This is a genomic window from Geodermatophilus africanus, assembly GCF_900107105.1.
GTDB lineage: Bacteria > Actinomycetota > Actinomycetes > Mycobacteriales > Geodermatophilaceae > Geodermatophilus > Geodermatophilus africanus.
Map to the genome: position 1 here is coordinate 438,370 of NZ_FNOT01000002.1, position 18,923 is coordinate 457,292.

At 73.9% G+C, this 18,923-nt stretch carries 16 protein-coding genes; 10 read left to right on the top strand and 6 right to left on the bottom strand.

Annotated elements, in window-relative coordinates:
- Nucleotides 1-30 precede the first annotated feature (30 nt).
- Nucleotides 31-804 carry an SDR family oxidoreductase gene (locus BLW63_RS04800; RefSeq protein WP_091151992.1) on the top strand — a complete coding sequence of 258 codons (774 nt, stop codon included), beginning with the start codon at nt 31-33 and terminating at the stop codon, nt 802-804.
- Nucleotides 805-1,108: 304 nt separating this feature from the next.
- Complete coding sequence (locus BLW63_RS04805) at nt 1,109-1,432, top strand: 5-deoxy-glucuronate isomerase (RefSeq protein ID WP_280140487.1); 324 nt, start codon at nt 1,109-1,111, stop codon at nt 1,430-1,432.
- Between the two features lie 113 nt (nt 1,433-1,545).
- Here the strand turns inward: BLW63_RS04805 and BLW63_RS04810 are convergent, their stop codons facing one another.
- On the bottom strand, nt 1,546-2,559 hold the full coding sequence (locus tag BLW63_RS04810; protein ID WP_244522359.1) for a LacI family DNA-binding transcriptional regulator: 1,014 nt from the start codon (nt 2,557-2,559) through the stop codon (nt 1,546-1,548).
- A gap of 210 nt (nt 2,560-2,769) precedes the next feature.
- Between BLW63_RS04810 and BLW63_RS04815 the strand changes: the two genes are divergently transcribed.
- The 8 genes from BLW63_RS04815 to BLW63_RS04850 all read left to right on the top strand — a co-directional run bounded on the left by BLW63_RS04815 (nt 2,770) and on the right by BLW63_RS04850 (nt 12,935).
- Nucleotides 2,770-4,308, top strand: a complete 1,539-nt coding sequence (locus BLW63_RS04815; protein ID WP_211516999.1) for a sugar ABC transporter ATP-binding protein — start codon at nt 2,770-2,772, stop codon at nt 4,306-4,308.
- Nucleotides 4,305-5,408, top strand: coding sequence for an ABC transporter permease (locus tag BLW63_RS04820; RefSeq protein WP_211517000.1), 1,104 nt, complete (start codon nt 4,305-4,307; stop codon nt 5,406-5,408). The genes BLW63_RS04815 and BLW63_RS04820 overlap by 4 nt, the downstream gene beginning before the upstream one ends.
- A complete protein-coding gene (locus BLW63_RS04825) occupies nt 5,398-6,525 on the top strand; it encodes an ABC transporter permease (protein WP_211517001.1) in 1,128 nt (375 codons plus the stop codon). Before BLW63_RS04820 ends, BLW63_RS04825 begins: the two co-directional genes overlap by 11 nt.
- Entirely contained in the window at nt 6,522-7,607 is a 1,086-nt protein-coding gene (rhaS, locus tag BLW63_RS04830) for a rhamnose ABC transporter substrate-binding protein (RefSeq protein ID WP_091151996.1), read from the top strand. Before BLW63_RS04825 ends, rhaS begins: the two co-directional genes overlap by 4 nt.
- Nucleotides 7,608-7,676: 69 nt before the next feature.
- On the top strand, nt 7,677-8,039 hold the full coding sequence (locus BLW63_RS04835; protein WP_091151998.1) for an L-rhamnose mutarotase: 363 nt from the start codon (nt 7,677-7,679) through the stop codon (nt 8,037-8,039).
- Nucleotides 8,036-9,205 carry an L-rhamnose isomerase gene (gene rhaI / locus BLW63_RS04840; RefSeq protein WP_091152000.1) on the top strand — a complete coding sequence of 390 codons (1,170 nt, stop codon included), beginning with the start codon at nt 8,036-8,038 and terminating at the stop codon, nt 9,203-9,205. The genes BLW63_RS04835 and rhaI overlap by 4 nt, the downstream gene beginning before the upstream one ends.
- Nucleotides 9,206-9,322: 117 nt before the next feature.
- On the top strand, nt 9,323-11,359 hold the full coding sequence (locus BLW63_RS04845; protein WP_091152002.1) for a bifunctional aldolase/short-chain dehydrogenase: 2,037 nt from the start codon (nt 9,323-9,325) through the stop codon (nt 11,357-11,359).
- A gap of 97 nt (nt 11,360-11,456) precedes the next feature.
- Nucleotides 11,457-12,935, top strand: coding sequence for a rhamnulokinase (locus BLW63_RS04850; RefSeq protein ID WP_091152004.1), 1,479 nt, complete (start codon nt 11,457-11,459; stop codon nt 12,933-12,935).
- A 277-nt stretch (nt 12,936-13,212) separates the two neighbouring features.
- On the opposite strand, the gene BLW63_RS04855 is transcribed toward BLW63_RS04850, so the two are convergent.
- The 5 genes from BLW63_RS04855 to BLW63_RS04875 all read right to left on the bottom strand — a co-directional run bounded on the left by BLW63_RS04855 (nt 13,213) and on the right by BLW63_RS04875 (nt 18,914).
- On the bottom strand, nt 13,213-13,905 hold the full coding sequence (locus BLW63_RS04855) for an IclR family transcriptional regulator (RefSeq protein WP_091152275.1): 693 nt from the start codon (nt 13,903-13,905) through the stop codon (nt 13,213-13,215).
- A 218-nt stretch (nt 13,906-14,123) separates the two neighbouring features.
- Complete coding sequence (locus BLW63_RS04860) at nt 14,124-15,572, bottom strand: aldehyde dehydrogenase family protein (RefSeq protein ID WP_091152006.1); 1,449 nt, start codon at nt 15,570-15,572, stop codon at nt 14,124-14,126.
- 62 nt (nt 15,573-15,634) lie between these two features.
- Entirely contained in the window at nt 15,635-16,837 is a 1,203-nt protein-coding gene (fahA, locus tag BLW63_RS04865) for a fumarylacetoacetase (RefSeq protein ID WP_091152008.1), read from the bottom strand.
- Complete coding sequence (locus BLW63_RS04870) at nt 16,834-17,712, bottom strand: hypothetical protein (protein ID WP_091152276.1); 879 nt, start codon at nt 17,710-17,712, stop codon at nt 16,834-16,836. Before BLW63_RS04870 ends, fahA begins: the two co-directional genes overlap by 4 nt.
- Nucleotides 17,709-18,914, bottom strand: a complete 1,206-nt coding sequence (locus tag BLW63_RS04875) for a homogentisate 1,2-dioxygenase (protein ID WP_091152010.1) — start codon at nt 18,912-18,914, stop codon at nt 17,709-17,711. Before BLW63_RS04875 ends, BLW63_RS04870 begins: the two co-directional genes overlap by 4 nt.
- Between the last annotated feature and the right edge of the window lie 9 nt (nt 18,915-18,923).

Here is an 18,923-nt window from a genome sequence, read left to right on the forward strand (position 1 = left end):
CACCCACCCCGGGAAACAGGAGCTGCCCCGATGACCTCCACCGACGGCCCCCGGTTCGGCGGCCGGGTCGCCTTCGTCACCGGCGCCGGCAGCGGCATCGGCCGGGCGACCGCCCTGGCCTTCGCCGCGGAAGGCGCCGCCGTCGCCGTCGCCGGCGTCCCCGAGGACGGCGTCCGCGAGACCGCCCGGCTGGTCGAGGCCGACGGCGGCCGCGCGCTGGCGCTGACCTGCGACGTCACCCGCGAGGACGACGTCCGGGCCGCGCTGGAACGGACGGTCGAGGCCTTCGGGCGGCTGGACCTGGCCTTCAACAACGCCGGCGTCGAGCAGTCCCGCACCCCGCTCGCCGAGCTGGCCACCGAGGAGTGGCACCGGATCGTCGGCGTCGACCTCACCGGCGTGTTCCTGTGCATGAAGCACGAGATCCCGCTGCTCCGAGCAGGCGGCGGCGCGATCGTGAACACCTCCTCCGGCGCCGGCGTGATCGGCATCGCCGGACAGGCCGGCTACGCCGCCGCCAAGTGGGGCGTCATCGGCCTGACCAAGTCCGCGGCGCTGGAGTGCGTCGGCGCCGGCATCCGCGTCAACGCGATCTGCCCCGGCATCATCGACACCGACATGATCGGCCGGGTCTCCGGCGGCACCGACGCCGGCCGCGACGCCATGATCAGCCAGGAGCCGATCGGCCGGATGGGCCGACCCGAGGAGATCGCCTGCGCGGTGCTGTGGCTGTGCTCGGATCTCGGCGGGTTCGCCGTCGGCCACGCCCTAATCGTCGACGGCGGCCAGACCGTCGGGCTCTGACCCCGGGGGCCGCCCGCCCGGCCCCGGCAACCGCGACAACCGGCCGCACACCCACCACCACCGACGGGGCGTCCCCGTTCCGCACAGTCAGGGAGCAGGTGACCACCATCGCCATCGTCGGGGCCGGCCGCGGGCTCGGTGCCGCCGCCCGCCGCTTCGGGCGCGAGGGCTTCGACGTCGCCCTCCTGTCCCGCAGTGGCGCCCGTCGACGCGCTGGCGACGGAGCTGACCGGCGAGGGCTCCCCGCGCGCGGCTACCCGGCCGACGTCCGCGACGCCGCCTCGCTCGCGGTCACAAGAACGGCATCCGGTCCTGCCAGATCGTTATGGGGGTGACCGAGCTGCACCCGGGCTCGATGTGGAACACCATGCCCGCCCACACGCACGACCGGCGCACCGAGTGCTACCTGTACTTCGACGTCCCGGAGGACGCCCGGGTCGTGCACCTGTGCGGTGAGCCGGCCGAGACCCGGCATCTGGTGATCGCCGACCGTCAGGCGGTCATCTCCCCGTCCTGGTCGGTGCACTCCGGGATCGGCACCGCGGCCTACTCGTTCGTCTGGGCCATGGCGGGGGAGAACCAGTCCTTCGACGACATGGACCCCGCACCGGTCACCGCGCTGCGCTGACCCCGGCGGGGCCCCGCGTCGCGCGCCGCTCGGTCCCCCGCGCTGCGGCTCGACTCGCTCCGCGGAGCCGGCGGGTGACCGGCCGGCCGCCCCGTCTCACCCGGCGGCGGTGGTCACCGGGGTCCCGCACCGTCCGCCGCGGGGTCCCGGCGCACCGTGCTCGACTCGCGGACCACCAACTCCGGTTCGAAGACCGGCTGCTCGTGGCGGTGTCCCTCCCGGGACTCGGCCAGGAGCAGCTCCGCGGCGCGCCGGCCGAGCTCCTGGCGCGGTTTGCGCACCGAGCTCAGCGGGACCGCGGCCGCGGCGGCGAACTCGATGTCGTCGTAGCCGACGATCGCGAACTCGTCCGGCACCCGCACGCCGTACCGGACCATCCCCTGCAGCAGGCCCAGCGCGATCAGGTCGTTGGCGCAGACGGCCGCGGTCGGCCGCCGGGCCGCCGGGATGCCGACCAGCCGTGCGGCGGCCTCGCGCCCGCCCGCGACGGTGAGCTCGTCGGGGGAGAGGACGGTGAGCTCGGCGCCCGGGGTCTCCTGCAGCGCACGCAGCACCCCCGCGTGGCGCTCCTGCACCTGCGGCAGGTCCGAGTGCCCGCCGACGAACGCGATCCGGCGGTGGCCCCGCTCGAGCAGGTGCTCGGCGGCCAGCCGGCCACCCAGGACGTCGTCGACGGCGACGGCGCACTGGTCCGGTCCGGGGGCGCGCCGGTCGAGGAGGACGACCGGGACGCCGCGGGCACGCAGCGACTCCAGATCGGGGGTCAGCTCGGCGGTCGGGGTGATGAGCACGCCCTGCACCCGCTGCTCGGCGAGCACGGCCAGGTGCGCAGCCTCCTTCTCCGGCCGGTCGTCGGAGTTGCACAGGATCAGTGCCAGACCGGCCGCGTTGACGACGTCCTCGACCCCGCGGGCGACGTCGGTGAAGAACGGGTTGGCGATGTCGAGGACGACGAGGCCGACGGTGCGGCTGGACCCCGCCCGCAGCTGGCGGGCCGACTCGTTGCGCACGAAGCCGAGCTCGGCGATCGCGTCGAGGACCTTCGCCCGCGTGGCCTTGCTGACCGTGTCGGGCCGGTTGAGCACGTTGCTCACCGTGCCCACCGACACCCCGGCCCGGCCGGCCACGTCGCGGATGCTCGCGGTCAGGGCTCCTCCTCGGTCGCGACCAGTGTGCGAGCCACGATCGTCAGCCGCCCATTGAATCGTGTCAATCACCCGCGGGGCGCCGCCGCCGTGTTCAGCGCGCGAGGCGGACGTGACCGTTGACACGTTGGTCCGCGCTGCCTATGGTCTGGGCCACACACCGCATGAATCGTTTCATGAAAGGTGGTGGACGTGGAACAGACCCCGCGAACACCCATGCCGGGAGCTGCGGTCCTCGCCCTCGAGGACGTCAGCAAGTCCTTCGGCGCGGTCGCCGCGCTGCGCGGCGCCCGGCTCGAGCTGCGCGCCGGCGAGGCCCACGCGCTGGTCGGTGAGAACGGTGCCGGCAAGTCGACGCTGGTGAAGATCCTCGCGGGCGTGCACGCGCCGGACGCCGGCCGCGTGCTGCTCGACGGGCAGCCGGTGCACCTGGACGGCCCGGCCGCCGCGCGCGCTGCCGGCATCGCGGTCATCTACCAGGAGCCCACGCTGTTCCCCGACCTCTCGGTCGCGGAGAACATCTTCATGGGCCGCCAGCCGCTCGGCGGTGGCCGGCGGATCGACCGCAAGGAGCTGCACGCGCGCTGCGCAGCGCTGTTCGAGCGGCTCGGCGTCCGGCTGGACCCCGAGCGCCCGGCCCGCGGGCTGTCCATCGCCGACCAGCAGATGGTGGAAATCGCCAAGGCGCTGTCCTTCGACGCCCGCGTGCTGGTCATGGACGAGCCGACCGCGGCGCTGTCCGGCGTCGAGGTCGAGCGGCTGTTCACCGTCGCCCGCGCGCTGCGGGACGGTGGCGCCGCGGTCCTGTTCATCTCGCACCGGTTCGAGGAGGTCTTCGACCTCTGCGACCGGATCACCGTCATGCGCGACGGCCAGTGGGTCGCCACCGACGACGCCGCCGACCTCACCGTCGACCAGGTGGTCCGGCTGATGGTCGGCCGGGACGTCTCCTCGCTGTTCCCGAAGCAGGACGTCGAGCCCGGTGAGGTGGTCCTGTCGGTGCGGGGGCTTACCCGCCGCGGCGTGTTCTCCGACGTCTCCTTCGACGTCCGCGCCGGCGAGATCGTCGCGCTCGCCGGGCTGGTCGGCGCCGGCCGCAGCGAGGTGGTGCGCGCGGTCTTCGGCGTCGACGCCTACGACGAGGGCAGCGTGGAGGTGGCCGGGCGCCCGCTGCGCCCCGGGCGTCCGGCGGCCGCGATGGCCGCCGGCGTCGCGCTGGTCCCCGAGGACCGCCGCCAGCAGGGGCTGGTCATGGAGCTCTCGGTCGAGCGCAACGCCACGCTGACCCGCCGCTGGCAGCTGGCCAGGGGGGGCCTGCTCTCCTCGCGGGCCGAGCGGGCCACCGCCGCCGAGTGGTCGACGAAGCTGCAGGTCAAGGCCGGGAAGCTGGCCGACCCGGTGTCGACGCTCTCGGGTGGCAACCAGCAGAAGGTCGTCCTGGCCAAGTGGCTGTCGACGAACCCCAGGGTCCTGATCGTCGACGAGCCCACCCGCGGGATCGACGTCGGCACCAAGGCCGAGGTGCACCGGCTGCTGTCGCAGCTCGCCGCCGACGGCCTGGCCGTCGTCATGGTCTCCAGCGAACTCCCGGAGGTGCTCGGCATGGCCGACCGCGTCCTCGTCATGCACGAGGGCCGTCTCGTCGACGACATCCCCCGCGCCCGCGCCGACGAGGGCAGCGTGATGCTCGCGGCCACCGGGCAGGGCAGGACGACGGCGGTGGCCCCGTGAGCGAGCGTGCGAGCTCACCGGTGGGCACAGCAGAGCCTGCGAGCGGAGCGAGCCCGACCGCGACCCCCACCCCGACGGCGTCCCCGACCGAGCGCCCGGGCCGCGGCGCCGCCCTGGTGCACCGGCTGGTCGTCGTCCGGGAGCTGGGCATCCTCGCCGCGCTGCTGCTGCTGGTGGTGGCCACGGTGGTCGCCAACCCGCGCTTCCTCTCCGGGCAGAACATCCGCGACCTCCTGATCTCCGCGTCCATCCTCACCGTCCTCGCGGCCGGACAGACGGTCGTGATCATCACCCGCAACGTCGACCTGTCGGTCGGCTCGACCCTCGGGTTGTCGGCCTACGCGACCGGCACGCTGCTGGTGAACGGGACGCCGGTACCGCTGGCCGTCCTCGCCGGTGTCGCGGTCGGGGCGCTGTGCGGCCTGCTCAACGGGGTGATCGTCGCCGTGGCGAAGGTCCCCTCGCTCGTGGTCACCCTCGGGACGCTGTACGCGATCCGCGGCCTGGACTCGCTGTGGGCCAGCCAGAGCGGGCGGCTGCAGATCAACGCCGCCGACCTGCCGTCGGGCTTCAAGGCCATCGCGGGCGCCCGGGTGCTCGGCGTCCCGGTGCTGTTCCTCGTCGCCGTGGCCGTCGTCGTGCTGGTCGGCCACCACCTGCGGAGCTACCGGAGCGGCCGGGAGCTGTACGGCATCGGCAGCGACCCGGACGCGGCGCGGCTCTCGGGCATCCCGGTCGGACGGCGGGTGCTCGCGGCGTTCGTGGTGAGCGGTGCGCTGGCCGGGCTGGCCGGCGTCATGTACGCCGCCCGCTTCCAGACGCTGGACGCCACCGCCGGCACCGGCCAGGAGCTGTTCGTCGTCGCGGCCGCCGTCGTCGGCGGGGTGGCGATCTTCGGCGGCAGCGGCTCGGTCTACGGCGCGGCGCTCGGCGCGCTGCTGCTGACCACCATCGGCGCGGCCCTGCCGCAGCTGGGGCTGAACCCGTTCTGGCGGGAGGCCGCCGTCGGCGCGCTGATCCTCGCCGCCATCGTGCTCGACCGGTCCTTGTCCCTGCGGCTGGCCCGCCGCCTGCGAGGGAGGAACCTCCGTGGCAGTTGACACCACCCCCGCCACTCCGGCCGGTCAGGCGCCGGCGCAGCGTCCCCGGACGGCGTCCCGCCTGCGCCTGCTCGGCAGCGGCGACGCGGTCATCACCGGCGTGCTGGTGCTCTTCCTCGTCGTCGCGGCGCTCACCGTCGAGGGCTTCGCCTCGGCCCGCAACACCGGCTTCCTGCTCCTGGACGTCGTGGTCATCGTGCTCATCGCGCTGCCGCTGACCCTGGTGATCGTCACCGGCGAGATCGACCTGTCGGTCGCCAGCACGGTCGGCCTGTCCAGCGCGGTCATGGGCCAGCTGTGGTTCAGCGGCCTGCCGCTGGAGACCGTCATCCCGCTCTGCCTGCTGCTGGGCGCGATGCTCGGCGCGGTCAACGGCTTCTTCGTCACGCGGCTCGGGCTGCCCTCGCTGGCGGTCACCATCGGCACCCTGGCCCTCTACCGGGGGCTGGCCTTCGTCGTCCTCGGTGACCGCGCGGTCGCCGACTTCCCGCGGTCGTGGACCACCTGGGCGATCAGCGGGATCGGTGGTACCGGCATCCCGGTCGTCGTCGTCCCGCTGCTGTTCCTGGTGCTGCTCACCGGGGTGGTGCTGCACGCCACCCCGATCGGCCGCTCGCTGTACGCGATGGGCAACAGCGAGGACGCCGCCCGGTTCAGCGGCATCGACGTCGGCCGCACCAAGTTCTGGCTGTTCGTCGTGACCGGCGTGGTCAGCGCGCTCGGCGGCATCTACTGGACGCTGCGGTACGGCAGCGCCCGGGCCGACAACGCCCAGGGCCTGGAACTGCAGGTGATCGCCGCGATCCTGCTCGGCGGGGTCTCCATCTTCGGCGGCCGCGGCGGGCTGCTCGGCGTCCTCGCCGGCGCCCTGCTGCTCGGGTCGGTCCGCAACGCGCTGCAGCTGGAGAACGTGCCGGCCGACGTCCTCAACATCGTCACCGGCGGCCTGCTCGTCGTCGCCGTCGTCGCCCCGCAGGTGGCCGCGCGGGTCCGCAGCCGGACCCGCGCGCGGCCCGCCGGCCCCCCGAGCGCACCACCCGCGCGTCCAGCTCCCGATGCGCACCCGTCGACCGACCCGGCCGCCCAGGTGCCGGCAGACCAGAGAGGGAACCGATGACCAGCTTCCTGTCCCGCCGCCGCCTGCAGGGCGGGGTGACCGGCCTCGCCGTGGCAGCCCTGGTGCTCACCACCGCCGCGTGCGGCGGCACGACCCGTGGCGAGGAGGAGACCACGTCGAACGGGGGCGGGGCGGCGGCCAGCGCCGACCCCGACGCCGAGATCCCGGCCGACCTCGCCGTCGGGTTCCTGCCCAAGCAGGTCAACAACCCGTACTTCTCCGTGGCCTCCGCGGGCGCCGAGGCCGCCACCGGCGAGTTCCAGGGCCAGTACACCGAAACCGGCCCGTCGGAGGCCAGCGCCTCGTCGCAGGTCAGCTACATCAACACGCTCAGCCAGCAGGGCACCGACGTCATCCTGACCTCGGCCAACGACCCGAACGCGATCTGCAGCGCGCTGGACCAGGCCCGCTCGGCCGGTTCCAGCGTGGTCACCTTCGACTCCGACACCGACCCCGAGTGCCGCGACGTCTTCATCAACCAGGCGACGACCGAGGGCATCGCGCAGACCCAGGTCGACCTGATCGCCGAGCAGACCGGCGGGCAGGGCCAGGTGGCGATCCTGTCGGCGACGGCCAACGCGACCAACCAGAACACCTGGATCGCGGCGATGGAGGAGTACGCCGCGGCCGAGTACCCGGACCTGGAGTTCGTGGCCACCGTCTACGGCGACGACGAGGACGAGAAGTCCTTCCAGGAGACCCAGGGCCTGCTGCAGACCTACCCCGACCTCGCCGGGATCATCTCACCGACCACGGTCGGCATCGCCGCGGCGGCCCGCTACCTGTCCGGCTCGGAGTTCAAGGGCCAGGTCGCGCTGACCGGCCTGGGGACGCCGAACCAGATGCGCGAGTACGTGCAGGACGGCACCGTGCAGTCCTTCGCGCTGTGGAACCCCGAGGAGCTCGGCTACCTGGCCGCGTACGCCGGCGCCGCGCTGGCCGCGGGCCAGATCACCGGTGCCGAGGGCGAGACCTTCGAGGCCGGCGAGCTGGGCCAGTTCACCGTCGAGGCCGACGGGGTCGTCGTCCTCGGTGACCCGACCGTCTTCACCGCCGAGAACATCGACGACTTCGACTTCTGACGTCGTCCCCCTGCCGCCGCCGGGCTCCCCGGCGGCGGCAGGGGCCCCACCCGGAAGGACCCTTCCGCTGTGCCCCGCGTCTGTTTCACCCTCCAGGTCCGGCCCGACCGGCTGACCGAGTACCGGGAGCGCCACGCCGCCGTCTGGCCCGACATGCTCCGCGCCCTGCGCGACGCCGGCTGGCGCGACTACCAGCTCTTCCTGCGCGACGACGGACTGCTCGTCGGGATCGTGGCGACCGACGACCTGGCCGCCGCGCAGGCCGCCGTGGACGCCGCCGAGGTGAGCGCCCGCTGGGAGGCCGAGATGGCCCCGTTCTTCGCGACCGGCGACGGCCGCGGCAAGTCCACGCTCGACCTCGTCTTCGACCTCGACGCCCAGCTCGCGGCGGCCGAGGAGCAGACCCCCGCACCGATCGGAGAACCCTCGTGACCGACCTCCGCTCCAGCGCCCTGGCTGCGCTGGCCGAGCAGACCGTCGAGTTGCCCTCGTGGGCGTTCGGCAACTCCGGCACCCGGTTCAAGGTCTTCGGCCAGCCCGGAGTGGCCCGCGACCCGTTCGAGAAGCTGGAGGACGCCGCCCAGGTGCACCGCTACACCGGCGCCGCGCCGCGGGTGTCGCTGCACATCCCGTGGGACCTCGTCGACGACTACGGCAAGTTGGCCGCCCACGCCCGCGACCTGGGCGTCGAGATCGGCGCGATCAACTCCAACCTCTTCCAGGACGACGAGTACCGGCTCGGCTCGCTGACCTCCGCCGACCCCGCGACCCGCCGCCGGGCGGTCGAGCACCACGCCCAGTGCATCGAGGTCATGCGGCAGACCGGCTCGACCGACCTGAAGATCTGGCTGCCCGACGGCACCAACTACCCGGGCCAGGACGACCTGCGCGCCCGGCAGGACCGGCTGGCCGACTCGCTGCAGCAGGTCTACGCGATGCTCGACCCCGAGCAGCGGGTCCTGCTCGAGTACAAGTTCTTCGAGCCCTACTTCTACGCGATGGACATCCCCGACTGGGGCACCTCGCTGGTGCACTGCCTGGCCCTCGGCGACCAGGCGACCGTCGTGCTCGACACCGGCCACCACGCCCCCGGCACGAACATCGAGTTCATCGTCATGCAGCTGCTGCGGGTGGGCCGGCTGGGCGCCTTCGACTTCAACTCGCGCAACTACGCCGACGACGACCTCATCGTCGGCTCGGCCGACCCCTTCCAGCTGTTCCGGATCATGAACGAGATCGTGGCGGCGGACGCCCTGCGACCGGAGTCCGGCGTCAACTTCATGCTCGACCAGTGCCACAACATCGAGCCGAAGATCCCCGGCCAGATCCGCTCGGTGATGAACGTCCAGGAGGCCACGGCCAAGGCGCTGCTGGTCGACCGCGACGCGCTGCGCGAGGCCCAGCTCTCCGGTGACGTGCTCGGCGCCCACGGCGTGCTGATGGACGCGTACTCCACCGACGTCCGGCCGCTGCTCGCCGAGCTGCGCGAGTCGGAGGGCCTCGACCCCGACCCGTACGCCGCCTACGCCCGATCCGGTCACCAGGAGCGCATCGCCCGCGAGCGCGTCGGCGGCCGGCAGGCCGGCTGGGGCGCCTGAAAGAGGACCTGGCCGCCCCCGCGACTCCCCGGCGAGATCGCCGATCTCGCACACCTCACACCCCCAAGCCGTGCGAGATCGGCGATCTCGCCGACAGGAGAACCGGAGCACACCCTGATGCCCAACCCCGTGGTCAGTGAGCTCGTCCAGCGCAGCAACCGCCTGGGCGCCGACCCCCGCAACACCAACTACGCCGGCGGCAACACCTCCGCCAAGGGCACCGAGACCGACCCGGTCACCGGACAGCCGGTCGAGCTGGTCTGGGTCAAGGGCTCCGGCGGCGACCTCGGCACGCTGACCGAGACCGGCCTCGCCGTCCTCCGGCTGGACCGGCTGCGCTCGCTGGTCGACGTCTACCCCGGCGTCGACCGCGAGGACGAGATGGTCGCCGCCTTCGACTTCTGCCTGTTCGGCAAGGGCGGCGCCGCGCCGTCCATCGACACCGCCATGCACGGGCTGGTCGAGGCCGCGCACGTCGACCACCTGCACCCCGACTCGGGCATCGCGCTGGCCACCGCCGCCGGCGGCGAGGCGTTGACCCGCGAGTGCTTCGGCGACCGCGTCGTCTGGGTCCCGTGGCGCCGCCCCGGCTTCCAGCTGGGCCTCGACATCGCCGCGATCAAGGACAAGAACCCGCAGGCGATCGGCTGCATCCTCGGCGGGCACGGCATCACCGCCTGGGGCGCCACGAGCGCGGAGGCCGAGGCCAACTCGCTGGAGGTCATCCGGACGGCGGAGCGGTTCCTCGCCGAGCGCGGCACGCCCGAGCCGTTCGGCGCCGTCGTCCCCGGCTTCGAGCCGCTGCCCGAGGCCGAGCGCCGCCGGAAGGCCGCGGCGCTGGCCCCGGTGATCCGCGGGCTGGCGAGCACCGACAAGCCGCAGGTCGGCCACTTCACCGACTCCGACGTCGTCCTGGAGTTCCTCTCCCGGGAGAAGCTGCAGCCCCTGGCGGCGCTCGGTACCTCCTGCCCCGACCACTTCCTGCGCACCAAGGTGCGGCCGATGGTCGTCGACCTGCCGGCATCGGCTCCGGTCGAGGACGTCGTCGCCCGGCTGCGAGAGCTGCACGAGGAGTACCGCGCCGAGTACGCGGCCTACTACTCCCGTCACGCGACCCCGGACTCGCCCGCGATGCGCGGTGCCGACCCGGCGATCGTGCTGGTCCCCGGTGTGGGCATGTTCAGCTTCGGCGCCAACAAGCAGACCGCGCGGGTGGCCGGCGAGTTCTACGTCAACGCCATCAACGTGATGCGCGGCGCCGAGGCGGTCAGCACCTACGCGCCGATCGACGAGAGCGAGAAGTTCCGCATCGAGTACTGGGCACTGGAGGAGGCCAAGCTCCAGCGGATGCCGACGCCCGAGCCGCTGGCCACCCGCGTCGCGCTGGTCACGGGTGCGGCGAGCGGCATCGGCAAGGCCATCGCGCACCGGCTGGCGGCCGAGGGCGCCTGCGTCGTCGTCGCCGACCTGGACCCGCAGAAGGCGATCGACGCCGCGGCCGAGATCGGTGGCACCGACGTCGCGGTGGGCGTGACCGCCGACGTGAGCGACGCCGAGGCCGTGGCGGCCGCGTTCCGCGAGGCGTGCCTGGCCTTCGGTGGGGTGGACCTGGTGGTCAACAACGCCGGGTTGTCGATCTCCAAGCCGCTGCTGGAGACCACCGAGCGCGACTGGGACCTGCAGCACGACGTCATGGCCAAGGGCAGCTTCCTGGTCTCCCGCGAGGCCGCCCGGATCATGATCGAGCAGGGGATGGGCGGCGACGTCGTCTACATCTCCAGCAAGAACTCGCTGTTCGCCGGGCCGAACAACATCGCCTACGGCGCCACCAAGGCCGACCAGGCCCACCAGGTGCGGCTGCTGGCCGCCGAACTCGGCCCGCACCAGATCCGGGTCAACGGCATCAACCCCGACGGCGTCGTCCGCGGGTCGGGCATCTTCGCCGGCGGCTGGGGCGCCTCCCGCGCCGCGGTCTACGGCGTCAAGGAGGAGGAGCTCGGCGAGTTCTACGCCCAGCGGACGCTGCTCAAGCGCGAGGTGCTGCCCGACCACGTGGCCGACGCCGTCTTTGCGCTGACCGGCGGCGACCTCACCCGGACGACGGGGCTGCACGTCCCCGTCGACTCCGGCGTGGCTGCGGCCTTCCTGCGCTGAGCGGCCTTCCTGCGCTGATGGGCACCGCGAGAACGACGGCCGAGCGAGCATCGCAGCGAGGAACGAGCGAGGAGCGGAACGAGGCAGGAGTCGAGCCATGAGCACCGAGCTGACCCTCGCGGCCGTCGACCTGGGCGCCTCGAGCGGCCGGGTGATGGCCGCGCGGGTCGGTCCGGAGCGCCTGGACCTGCACGAGGTGCACCGGTTCCCCAACCGGCCGGTCCGGACGGCGGGCACCCTGCACTGGGACGTGCTCGCCCTCCACGCCGGCATCCTCGACGGCCTCCGGGCGGCCGGGCGCGACCTCGGCCGCCTGGACGGCGTCGGCATCGACAGCTGGGCCGTCGACCACGGCCTGCTCGACGCCGACGGCGCGCTGCTGGGCAACCCGGTGCACTACCGGGACGCCCGGCACGAGACCGCGGTGCCGACGGTGCACGCCGTCGTCCCGCCCGAGGAGCTGTACCGGGTCAACGGCCTGCAGCACCTGCCGTTCAACACGGTCTTCCAGTTGGCCGCGGCCCGGGGGACGGCGCAGTTCGCCGCGGCCCGGACGGCCCTGCTCGTCCCGGACCTGCTGGCGTACTGGCTCACCGGCGCGGTCGGCGCGGAGGTCACCAACGCCTCCACCACCGGGCTGCTGGACGCCACGACCCGTGAGTGGTCGGGGGAGCTGGTCGACCGGCTCGGGCTCGACCGTGGCCTGTTCCCCCCGCTGCGGCAGCCGGGGGAGCGGCTGGGGGAGCTGCGCGAGGACGTCCTGGCCGAGACCGGGCTGACCGGGCCGGTGCCGGTGGTCGCCGTCGGCTCGCACGACACCGCCTCGGCCGTCGCCGGCGTCCCGGCGGCGACCGAGAAGTTCGCCTACGTCTCCTGCGGCACCTGGTCGCTGGTCGGCGTGGAGCTGGAGAAGCCGGTACTCACCGAGGCCGGCCGGGCCGCCGGGTTCACCAACGAGCTCGGCGTCGACGGCACGGTCCGCTACCTGCGCAACGTCATGGGCCTGTGGCTGCTGCAGGAGTCGCAGCGCACCTGGGCGGCGGCCGGGCTGACCGCGGACCTGCCCTACCTCCTGGCCGCAGCCGCACGGGTACCGGCGTTCACGACGCTCGTCGACCCGGACGACGCCCGGTTCCTTCCCCCGGGCGACATGCCGGCCCGCATCGCCGCCGCCTGCACCGAGAGCGGGCAGGCGCCGCCGCGGAGCCAGGCCGAGACGGTCCGCTGCATCATCGACAGCCTCGCGCTGGCCTACCGCCGCAGCGTCCGGCGGGCGGCCGACCTCTCCGGCCGGGACGTCGAGGTCGTGCACCTCGTCGGCGGGGGAGCGCGCAACACGCTGCTGTGCCAGCTCACCGCCGACGCCTGCGGGCTGCCGGTCCTGGCCGGCCCGGTCGAGGCGGCCGCGCTGGGCAACGTGCTGGTCCAGGCCCGGGGGCTCGGGGTCCTCTCCGGCGGGCTGCCCGAGCTGCGCGCGCTGCTGCGGCGCACCCAGGACGCCCAGCTGTACCTCCCGACGCCGGGCAGCGCGTCGGCCTGGGACGCCGCGGAGGAGCGCATCCGTCCCGGGAGCTGACCCGCCGGAGGCGGTTCGGCCGGGACGGCCCCGCCTGTCGCGTGCGTACAGCGGTGGCCACCACCTGGTCGCCTCGTCGCGCCGCCGGCTCAACCGGCTCACCGGTGAGCGGGTCCTGGTGTCCCAGCACCGCACCGCACCCAACGCACCGCACCGTCCGGCCGTGGCAGGGGCACGTGGCGGGGGGGCTCGCGCGTCGCCCGAGGAGGGGACGCGAGGTCGTCGCCGGTGACCCTCGGAGCACCGGCGGCCGCGCGGCAGGGAGCGACGCCCCGCGTCACCGGATGGCGGTGGAGACCTCCCGGGAGGCAGCGGCCACCAGCTGGCCGATCTGCGTGGTGTCCGCCGCGTCGTCGACGTAGACGACGGCCAGCGCCGCGCGGGTCCCTCCGTCGGGGCCCAGGACCGGCGCGGCGACCGATCGCAGGCCGGGGATGACCTCGCCGCGTGAGGTCGCCCAACCCAGCCGACGGGCTTCCCGGAGGGCCTCCCGGTCCTCGGGTGTCGCGGCCTCGGGCATGAGGAGGGCGAGGCCGGGAGCCCCCTGGCCCACCGGATGGCGGATGCCTGGCCGGTAGACGACGTGCGCCGGGGAGTCGTGCGGCTCGACGCTGCTCACCGTCACGGCCTCGTCGCCGGCCCGGACGACGAGGAAGGCCGTCATCCCCAGGTGCGCGACCAGCGCGTCGAGCCGGGGCAGTGCCGCTGACTGGAGGTCGGTCCGCACCCCGCGGGCCAACCCGACCACGCCGAGACCCAACCGGTAGTGCCCGGCCGGGTCCCGCTCGACCAGCTGGTGGTCCTCGAGCGTGCGCAGCAGGCGATAGGTGATCGACCGGTGCAGCCCCACGGCCTGACCGATGTCCGCGATCGGCTGGGGCGTGCCCACGGCGGCCAGGTGCTCGAGGATCCGGAGGCCCCGGTCGAGCGTCTGGGACTGCGGCGCGCTCGCGCCGTCGTCTGCCGCCATCGCCGTCCCCTCCCCGCACCGCTTGGCACCCACCCTACGGTCAGCCGGTCACCGGGCTCCTCCGCTGCTGGCGGGACACGAGACGGTGGCCACGGGACGGCCGGGACTGGTGCCGCAGCCGACCTCCCGAGGGACGCCGCGCTGGGATCGACGCACGGCCCGGCCGGACGCAGCACCGCCCCGGCGCCCTGAGGCGCGGTGCTGCGTCGGGCGCTCCCTCAGCCGTTGATGACCTGGGGGACGGCCACCGCCTTGAGGCCCTCGACGCCGAACTCCAGCCCGTAGCCGGACTTCTTGACCCCGCCGAAGGGGATCATCGGGTGCACCCCGCCGTGCGAGTTGATCCACACGGTGCCGGCCTCGAGTCGAGCGGCGACGGCCCGCGCGGCCTCCTTGTCGCTGCTCCACACCGAGGCGCCCAGGCCGACGTCGAGCCGGTTGGCCATGGCCACGGCCTGGTCGACGTCGTGGTAGCGGACGATGGGCAGCGCCGGGCCGAACTGCTCCTCGGCCACCAACGGGTTGTCGTCGTCGATGTCGGCCACCAGCTTGGTCGGGTAGAAGTGGCCCGGCGCGTCGGGGTCGGGGTCGCCGCCGACGATGACCTTCGCGCCGGCGTCGCGCGCCGCGTCGACGAGCCGGGCGACGATGTCGTACTGGGCGCGGTTCTGCAGCGGGCCGAGCACGTTGTCCTCGTCGAGTCCGCGGCCCATGGGCATGGCGCGCGCGACGTCGGTGAGCGCGGTGCAGACCTCGTCGTAGACGTCGGTGTGCACGTACAGCCGCTTGAGCGCGGCGCAGGTCTGGCCGGTGTTGATGAAGGCGCCCCAGAACAGGCCCTCGGCGATGGCCTCGGGGTCGGCGTCGGGGAGGACGATGCCGGCGTCGTTGCCGCCGAGCTCGAGGGTCAGCCGCTTCACGGTGTCGGCCGAGCTCTTGATGATGGCCTGGCCGGTGGCGGTGGAGCCGGTGAACATCAGCTTGGCGACGTCCGGGTGGCTGGACAGCCGGGCGCCCACCTCCCGGCCACCGGCCACCGCGGTGAGCACGTCGGCGGGCAGCACGCTGTTCAGCACGTGCACCAGTGCCAGCACGCTCAGCGGGGTGTACTCCGAGGGCTTGACCACCACGGTGTTGCCCATCCGCAGTGCGGGGGCGATCTGCCAGACGGTGATCATCATCGGCCAGTTCCACGGCCCGATCGCGCCCACCACGCCGACGGGGCGGTAGTGCAGCACGGCGTGCGTGTCCGCGTCGTCGACCACCGTCCCGCCCGGGAGTTCGGTGGCCGCGGTGGCCCGCAGCCAGGCGGCGCAGGCCCCGACCTCGAACCGGGCGTTGGGGCCGTTGAGCGGCTTGCCCTGCTCCCGGGAGAGCAGCTCGGCCAGTGGCTCGGCCGCGGTCTCGATCGCCTCGGCCACGCGCAGCAGCAGGTCGACGCGGTCGGCGTCGCTGCGGGCAGCCCAGGCCGGCTGCGCGGCGCGGGCGCTCGCGACGGCCGCGTCGAGGTCCTCGGCGGAGCGGTCGGCGACCCGGCCGACGACCTCGCCCGTGGCCGGGTCGAGGACCTCGCGGCCGTCGGGGTCGGTGACGGCGGCCAGCAGGCTCTCGTGGGTGGGCGCCTCCGGCGTGGTGGTCACGGGCTCGGTCACAGCGGGAGTGGTCATCGTCGGCCTCTCGGACAGGTGGGCGGTGCAGGGCGGTGGGGTGGGGAGCTGAGGGGGCGCGCTCACCGCGCCGGCTCGATGCGGCCGGTGACCTCGCCCAGGGCGATCCGGGAGCCCTCCGGGCCGGGCGCGGTCGCGGTGATGGTGACGACGTCGCCGTCCTCGAGGAACGTGCGCGTCGACCCGTCCGGCAGGGTGAGCGGCTCCTCGCCGCCCCAGGAGAGCTCGATGAACGAGCCGCGCTGGTCCCTGTCGGGGCCCGAGACGGTGCCGGAGGCGAACAGGTCGCCGGTGCGGAGGCTGGCGCCGTTGGCGGTCGTGTGCGCCAGCTGCTGGGCCGGGGTCCAGTACATGAGGCGGAACGGCGGGCAGCTGACCAGCTCGCCGTTGAGTCGCACCTCGAGCGCGAGGTCGAGCCCCCACGGGTGGCCGGTGTCGTCGAGGTAGGGCAGGAGCGGCACGTCGCGGTCCGGTGCGACCCGGGCGGCCTCGAGCGCGGCCAGCGGCACGACCCACGGCGAGACGGAGGTGAGGAAGGACTTGCCGAGGAAGGGGCCCAGCGGCACGTACTCCCACGACTGGATGTCCCGGGCCGACCAGTCGTTGACCAGGCACACGCCGAAGACGTGCTCGGGGAAGGCGGCCAGCGGCACGGGCCGGCCGAGCTCCGACGGCGTCCCGACGACGAAGCCGACCTCGGCCTCGATGTCCAGCCGCTGCGACGGCCCGAACGTGGGCGCGTCGTCCGCCGGCGCCTTGCGCTGGCCGCTCGGCCTGATCACCGGCGTGCCGGAGACGGCCACGGTGCCGGCGCGGCCGTGGTAGCCGATCGGCAGGTGCTTCCAGTTCGGGGTCAGCGGCTCCGAGTCCGGGCGGAACATCCGGCCGAGGTTCTCGGCGTGGTGCTGGGAGCTGTAGAAGTCGACGTAGTCGGCGACCTCGACCGGCAGGTGCAGCATCACGTCCTCGCGCGGCAGCAGGTGCGGCTCGACGGCGGCGCGGTGCGCCGGGTCGGCCAGCAGCTCCTGCACCCGGGCGCGCAGCGCGTCCCACGTCGTCCGCCCTCGGGACATCAGTCCGTTGAGCGAGCCGGTGGCCAGCGCGTCGGCGGCGGGGACATCCAGCCGCGAGACGTCGAGGACGTGCCCGCCGATGGCGACGCCGACCCGCCGGGGGCCGTCGGGCTCGGTCGAGAAGACGCCGTAGGGCAGGTTGTCCGGCCCGAAGCCGGTGCCGGCGGGGAGGTCCAGCCAGGTGGGGGTCACGCGGAGATCCGTTCCGGGGCGGGCAGCAGGCCGAGGGCCACGAGGTCCTCGACCGGCTCGAGGACGCTGCAGGTACCGAAGGAGGTGAAGGCGGCGCGGGCCCGCGTGGCGCGGGCGGCCGGCCAGGTGCGCACGGCGGTCGCCACGGTGCCCGGGTCGGTCGCGGCCAGCCATTCCGTCGCGACCGTCGGCGGCGCGCCGGAGGCCAGCGCCGAGGCAGCGAGCAGCACGTTGAGGAAGCCGTGGTGCTCGAAGCCGGTCGCCGGGTCGGTGTGCCGGACGGCGTGGTGCAGCCCGGCCGTGCACTTGAACGCCACGTCTCGGGTGACGCACGCGTGCAGGGTGCCGGCCAGCTCGCTCGGGCTCGGAAACAGCGGCGCGCGCACCCCGCCGGTGCGCAGCTTGGCGCGATACCGGGTGTCGGCCAGGACGTCGAGCACCTCGTCCCGGGCGGCGCTGCGGGGCAGCTCGACCGCCGCCGGCACGCCCGCGGGCAGGACGTCGTCGAGGACCCGGACCGCCTCGCGAGCCGCCGCGACGTCGGTGGCGACCGGGACCTCGACGGCGGCCAGGGTCAGGCCCGGGTGGGCGCCGACCCGGGCCGCCGCGGCCGGCAGGTCGCCGGTTGCCGCGATCAGCGAGACGTCGATCGGCTCACCGTCGCCCAGGTGCGCACTCAGCTCGCCCAGCCGGGCCGCCGGCACGACGAACGGCCCGACCAGGTCGCCCAGCCGCTCCCGCAGGTCCCGGTGGGCGGGGACGGCCGCAGCCATCGGCGCGTCGCCGGGCGGGAACAGCGCCGCGTCGTCGAACAGGCCGGTGGCCAGCACCGGCGCGGCCTGCGCGCCGGTGCCGGCGGCGGAGGGCGCGGTCATGCCGAGGGACCCCGGCCCGACCACGTCCAGGCGTACTTCCCGTCGTCGACGGCGATGCCGGCCTCGCCGACGTCCAGCGGGCGGAAGGTGTCGACCATGACGGCGAGCTCGTCGAAGTACTCCGCGCCGAGGCTCTTCTCGACCGCGCCGGGCTGGGGGCCGTGCGAGTGCCCGCCGGGGTGCACCGAGATCGAGCCCTTCCCGATGCCCGAGCCCTTGCGGGCCTCGTAGTCGCCGTCGACGTAGAACATGATCTCGTCGGAGTCGACGTTGGAGTGGTAGTAGGGCACCGGCACCGCCAGCGGGTGGTAGTCGACCTTCCGGGGCACGAAGTTGCAGATCACGAAGTTGTGGCCCTCGAAGACCTGGTGCACCGGCGGCGGCTGGTGCACCCGGCCGGTGATCGGCTCGTAGTCGGCGATGTTGAACGCGTACGGGTAGAGGCAGCCGTCCCAGCCGACGACGTCGAACGGGTGCTCCGGGACCACGTGGATCGTGCCGGCCAGCCCGCCGGGACCGGTGCCGCGGTGCTTGACGTACACCTCGACGTCGGTGCCCTCGGCCAGCAGCGGGCCGGTCGGACCGCGCAGGTCGCGCTCGCAGAAGGGGGCGTGCTCGAGCAGCTGGCCGTACTTCGACAGGTAGCGCTTGGGCGGGGCGATGTGGCTGTTGGCCTCGATCGCGTAGGTGCGCAGCGGCTCCGAGCCGGTGGGGATCCACCGGTGGGTGGTGGTCCGCGGGATGATCACGTAGTCGCCCTGGCCCACCTCGAGCGTGCCGAAGGTGGTCTCCACCGTGGCCGAGCCCCGCTCCACGTAGACGCACTCGTCACCCGTGGCGTTGCGGTAGTACGGGCTGGGCAGCGACGAGACGGCGTAGGAGATGCGGACGTCGCCGTTGCCCAGCACCAGCCGCCGACCGGTCACCGCGTCGGTCGCCTTGTGCTCCTCGCCGGGGAACAGGTCGTGCAGCTTCAGGTGCCGCGGCACCAGCGGCGCGTTGGGAGTCAGTGTCTGGTCGGGCAGCTCCCACGGGCGGGCGTCGACGATCGCCGAGGGGACGCCGCGGTGGTACAGCAGCGAGGAGTCCGACGAGAACCCCTCCTCGCCGACCAGCTCCTCGTAGTAGAGGCCGCCGTCGGGACGACGGAACTGGGTGTGCCGCTTCGGTGGGACCTCGCCCACCTGTCGGTAGAACGCCATGGGGATGAC